General features: G+C 56.4%; 4 protein-coding genes and 1 pseudogene. 2 read left to right on the top strand and 3 right to left on the bottom strand.

The window, feature by feature from the left end:
• Positions 1-1165: pseudogene (locus VGE80_RS20595) on the bottom strand (hypothetical protein); the annotation flags it as partial.
• A gap of 233 nt (positions 1166-1398) precedes the next feature.
• Here VGE80_RS20595 and VGE80_RS20590 point away from each other — a divergent pair.
• Positions 1399-1878, top strand: coding sequence for a cupin domain-containing protein (locus tag VGE80_RS20590; protein WP_440593964.1), 480 nt, complete (start codon positions 1399-1401; stop codon positions 1876-1878).
• A gap of 223 nt (positions 1879-2101) precedes the next feature.
• A complete protein-coding gene (locus VGE80_RS20585) occupies positions 2102-2551 on the top strand; it encodes a MarR family winged helix-turn-helix transcriptional regulator (RefSeq protein ID WP_397571600.1) in 450 nt (149 codons plus the stop codon).
• 20 nt (positions 2552-2571) lie between these two features.
• Here the strand turns inward: VGE80_RS20585 and VGE80_RS20580 are convergent, their stop codons facing one another.
• Positions 2572-3171, bottom strand: a complete 600-nt coding sequence (locus VGE80_RS20580) for a cysteine hydrolase family protein (RefSeq protein ID WP_440593963.1) — start codon at positions 3169-3171, stop codon at positions 2572-2574.
• 117 nt (positions 3172-3288) lie between these two features.
• Positions 3289-5405, bottom strand: a 2117-nt coding sequence (locus VGE80_RS20575) for an ATP-binding protein (RefSeq protein ID WP_440593962.1), incomplete at its 5' end; no start/stop codon positions are given.

The raw sequence follows: 5405 nt of genomic DNA, 5'->3' as shown, positions 1-5405 counted from the left end.
ACGGTTGACCGGGACGCATCTCGATCGGTCCGGCATCCCCGATCTTTGCATCAGGACGTAAATAGATATCGTCACACCCCAACGCGATGATTGCCGCGCCACTGATCGCTTCTCGCGGGACGTAGGCAATCGTCCGAACCTTGTTAGATTCCAGATCCGCAATAGCGTTTGCCAAGGTGATACTGGCAACGAGCAACCCGCCAGGCGAGTCGATCTCGAACACGATCACCTGTGCGCCGTCGGCGACCGCACTACTGATCTGCCTGATCAGGAAACTTTCCTGAAGTCGATCGATAATTCCATCCACCTTGATCAGACGGGCTTTGCGATTCTCCTTCTCGAATGCGGTCTCGCGAAGCGAGTCTCGCTGGAGGCCATAGAGTGTCGCCACCGATGTCCGATTCTCGGCGGTTTGAGAGACAAGAATATCCAGTGACCTCGCCGTGCTACCCCGAAACAACCCAACCGAGCCGGGATCCTTGACGATTTCCACATTTTCGATCGTAACGTTCGTTCGACGAAGCGTTTCCAACTCGTCCTTCGTCACGACACGGGTCTCCAGTTCATCCGTGCCCGCAGCCATAGAACGAACTCTGACGCGCCACAGTTGCTCCTGCGGATCCATCATCCCCCTCACAATCGCCGCATTGATTTTGCTGTTGTGGCGTTTCTGAGCCATCGCGAGAATCGCTTGCTGCTCTTCTGCCTCGAGGGGTTTGCCTCGACCAATGTCACCCAGTTCCGCATCCGGATGCATGACAATTTGCTTACAGGCCAGGGCGAGCAAGACATTGGGACCCGTGACGGTCGCAGGAATCCAGGCCACAGTCGTGACGTTCGCCACCTGGGATGAAGTCAGGAACTTGGACAGCCCCTGAATATGATGAAACTGGCTGGTCCCGGGTTCGATCTGGAGCACCAGCACGGCAGGGCGATCTTCTTGTGTGGCTTGCTGCTGAAGACGTAGGGCGGCGGAAGAAATCCGGCTGTATACAATATCGTCAACAGGGCTTGTCACCGTCACGAACTGCCCGAGAGGAACTCGTGTTCTCGCTACGGGTTCCTCCTGTCCGTCGGCACCCCGGACGTCAGCGAACAGGATGATTGAGAACAGGCTGGCCAATACGATATCGCGTACTGTGTCAGGCTTTGATTGGCACTTCATACTTCCATTCCCCAACGCGAAAACCGCCTGGACATTGCATGCACGGGAATCGATCTCGAGAATTATAACGGGATTGGGGCCTCAGAGGAGAAGCCCGTTCCTTTTTATTCTGCGATCTCTACCGTAGTGATGAACGGACAACTGCCTGAACCGGTTCATGCCGACAACGATGCCGCACGGACGAAATCTGTTGTAACTTACGACACACTATTCCATCGGAAAGTTCTTGAACGATGACGCAAAAACCAACTTTGCGCAGTGCTCAACAAGGAAGAACGCTCGCCGTCGTCGGAGACGTCTATCGTTTTCTCGCGACCGGGGAGGAAACTCATCAACAGTACTCTCAGTTTGAGGCGACCGTCCCCCCCGGAGGAGGACCTCCACCCCATACCCACAGCCGGGAAGTAGAAGGTTTTTACATCCTCGAAGGAGAAATCACATTCACCATCGGTGACAGCAAGTTCGTTGCGACCGCAGGAATGTTCGCCAACATGCCTGTCGGTGTCGCACACGCTTTCAAGAACGAGAGCGATCGCCCCGCAAAAATGCTCGTGACGGTCGCACCTGCCGGTTTGGAGAAGATGTTTTTTGAATTCGGCGTACCGCTAGCCGAAGGCGCCGTCACCGCGCCCCCTCCGACAATCGAAGAAATCCAGAAACTGCTTCAGATTGCCCCCAACTACGGCATCGAGATCCAGCTTCCGCCAGGATAATGACGCCACCCCGGTTTGTTTAACCGGCCACCCGTTGTCAGTCGGAATTCGCTCCTCCCATAGTAGCCTGCGGTTTCAAATCCGCCGCGAGCAAGACTCATATGGTGAACAGCATCGGATTTCCCGCGCTACGATGAAGCAGCCAGCGGCGCCCCATTCTTGAACGCCGGTTTACTTGCATATACATTGAGCGAGCAATCCAGGAACTCCCTGAGACCCATGAATGGCCAAGTCTGCGACCAGCATTGAAACAATCGCCACCTCCTGCGTTGCCGGGCGGTTGCGATTGCTCAACCGTGTGGTAACGAATACCTACGACGACGCCATGCGCCCACTCGGCCTTAAACTGACGCAGTTTATTATTCTGGCCGTAACCGCGAGGCTGGGAGTAGCGCGTCCCTCTGATGTCTGCAAATCCCTGGAACTGGATGCTTCAACTCTCAGTCGTACAGTCGAACGAATGGTGGCCAAAGGGTGGCTGGAAATTATGCCTGACGAGGACGGGCGATCGCATCCCTTCCGCCTGACGGAAGCAGGAAAGCGACTCATGCAGCAAGCAATCCCCGCCTGGGAACAAGCTCAGACCCAGGCGAAGACCATTCTCGGTGACGAGGGACTGAAACTACTGGACGGCGCGATCCACCGAATCAAATCTCTGAACTCCCCACGATAGTCACGACGCTGCACGACAGACTATTTTTTGAGTTCATCAAAGCAGAGTTCGTCCGCGGGGCGAATATCTGCTTTTAAGATCTTCTGCATCTGGTCCAGCGCGTAGTCGCACTCCTCGGGCGTATTCGAGGCGACACAATCTTGCGGGACGACGAGCTTGAAGTCACGCATGTAGGCATCATTCGCGGTGAATAAGACACAGATATTGGTCGCGATTCCTGTCAAAATCAGCGTCTTCACTTCGAGATACTCAAGCAACGTATCGAGCGTCGTTGAGAAGAACCCCGAGTGCTTTGGTTTCAACACGAAGTAATCGTCTTCCTCGGGACGCAGGGACTGCACGATTGGTTTTCCCCGGACGCCGTCACGCAGGCAGTGTTCCACTTGGGCGAGAAGATCAGAGCGCCAGCGGCCAAAATTGTCGTTGACGTAGATGATGGGGACGTCATTCTCCCTGGCTCGCCGTTTGAGCCCCGCAATCTGCTGAGCCATGGACATGGCGCGCGGCAGCATCGATTCCGCCTCGGGAAAATCCAGATCATTGATGACATCGATCAGCAGCAACGCTACAGCCGACTTATCTGGAGCACTTCCATGCAGGTCTCGATTCCGCCGTGTCATGATCCGTCCTTACTCCGAGTTACCAGCACTCCCATCCGAGGGCTGGCACGCCCTGCGCATTGTTCGATTGATCACTCAGTTGCTCGCCACATCGCTCCGCAGTTTTGTCCGACTCGGTCAGGGAGAAATCGATTTCGGCAACGAAGCCAGGATATTCTCAACCGCCTGTGGCTCGGGCGGTTTGACGAGATGGTAGTCAAACCCGGCTTCTGCAGTCCGACGCCGGTCTTCCAGTTGCCCCCAACCGGTCAAGGCCGTCAACACCGTCCCTTTCATCTCAGGGTTCTTACGGATCCGACGCGCCACTTCGTACCCGTCCATCCCCGGCATGCCGATATCGAGAAAAATCACAGCGGGGTGAAAGGTCTCGGCCAATTTTAGAGCGGAAAGTCCATCATGGGCGACCTGTACTTCGTGGCCGTGCAGGCGTAACAGCATGGTCAGACTGAGAGCTGCGTCCTGATTATCATCGACGACCAGCACACGATGACACACATGAGGAACCTCTGCTCCGTCCGCCGTGTGATTCGAGTCGTCACCATTTTGCTGCTGGCGATTCATCAGCAACAGTCGGACAGTGAATTCACTCCCCTGGCCCAACCCCTCACTGGTCACAGACACACTTCCCCCGTGCATCTCGACCAGATTCTTAACCAGCGTGAGTCCGATACCGAGCCCCCCCTGGGCCTTTGTTGTTGCGTGGTCCGCCTGAACGAACAGTTCAAAGACTCGCGGCAGCATTTCGGGGGCGATTCCGATACCAGTGTCTTTCACACTGAGCACTGCCAGGTCCCCCTCGCGTCGGATGGTTAGATGGATGTGACCTCCTGCATCGGTATACTTGGCAGAGTTGGTCAACAGGTTTCCGACAACCTGGGTGAGCCGCACGGGATCGCCGTCGATGACCAGCGATTCCTCCGGCAGACTGATCTCCAGACGATGCCCCTGGGAATCGATGAGTGGACGGGCCGTTTCGACGGCGCGAGCCACAATCGACGCGAGTTCCACCGCTTCCTTACGCAGCTCAATCTTTCCACGCATCACACGGGAAAGATCAAGGAGATCATCCACTAACCGCACTAAATGATGAACCTGACGCTCCATCATCTCACGTGACTGTCTGGCGGTTGCCTCGTCCACCTGCGGCATTTTCAGGATCTGAAGCGAATTGCGGATGGGGGCCAGAGGATTCCGAAGTTCATGGGCGAGAGTGGCCAGGAACTCGTCCTTCCGTCTGTCCGCATCAATCAACTCGCGATACATCCGCGTATTTTCGATTGCGATTGACGCCCGGTCAGCAAGGTCCTGGGCAGTGACAAGATCGACTTCGGTGTAACGCTTCCCCGACTCGGCCCCGATGAAGGTGACCACTCCAATGATTCTGCCGCGGACCTTCAAGGGGACTCCCAGGTAGGATTTCAGCCCCAATTCCCGCAGGACATGAAACGCTTCATCATCTTTCACGGATTGCCGGAGAAGTTCTTCGCTGATCTCGGGAACAACCTCGGCCCGCCCCGTTCGAATGACGTTCCACGCCCCCCGCGTCGAGATCTGATCACCGGAGAAACGTCGGTGGACCTCATGAGCCAAAGCAACCCGAACGGGATCGACATGAGCAACGGCGACGCGTCTGAGGACACCGTCCGCCTCGACGAGATCGACCGTGGCCCAGTCCGCAAAGTGGGGAACGGCCAGTGAAGCCACTTTCTGCAAAGTGCTGTCAAAATCTTCGAGAACAGCCAGCGAAGCACTCGCTTCTGCGAGGAAGCGAGCGGTTTTCTCACTCTCACGGACGGCAGCTTCCGCGCGACGTCGCTCAATAGCGACGCTGGCCGTACTGGTCAGAACGTCGACCAGTTGACGTTCCCCCTCAGTGGGCTGACGCCTGTTCGGAAAGTAAACGGCGAACGTCCCCAGGACCTTTCCCTCGGAGGAATGAATGGGAGTAATCCAGCCCGCAGTCAACCCGTGCGCGAGTGCCAGTTCCCGGTTCTCAACTGTCACGTTCTCATTCGCAAGATCAGCAACGATTGTCGCCTCGCCTCGAAAAGCCGCCAACCCGCACGCTCCTGCATCGGGGCCGATCACGATGCCGTCCATCGCGCGGAAATAGTCAGCAGGAACGCGGCGACCTGCCGTTGCACGAAGTCGCTTGCCGTCGGAACTCGCTAATTGCACCATCGCCACGAGATTATCCTCGGCATTCCCCTCCATCACTTCGCACAACGCATCGA

It is taken from the genome of Schlesneria sp., assembly GCF_036405755.1.
Lineage (GTDB): Bacteria > Planctomycetota > Planctomycetia > Planctomycetales > Planctomycetaceae > Schlesneria > Schlesneria sphaerica.
Note: the sequence above shows the minus strand (reverse complement) of the source record. Positions and strands in the feature narration are given on the sequence as shown.

What these genes read in the sequence shown, in the direction of transcription:
- VGE80_RS20590 (WP_440593964.1), top strand. Translation starts at nt 1,399, where the DNA reads ATGACGCAAAAACCAACTTTGCGCAGTGCTCAACAAGGAAGAACGCTC.
- VGE80_RS20585 (WP_397571600.1), top strand. Translation starts at nt 2,102, where the DNA reads ATGGCCAAGTCTGCGACCAGCATTGAAACAATCGCCACCTCCTGCGTT.
- VGE80_RS20580 (WP_440593963.1), bottom strand. Translation starts at nt 3,171, where the DNA reads ATGACACGGCGGAATCGAGACCTGCATGGAAGTGCTCCAGATAAGTCG.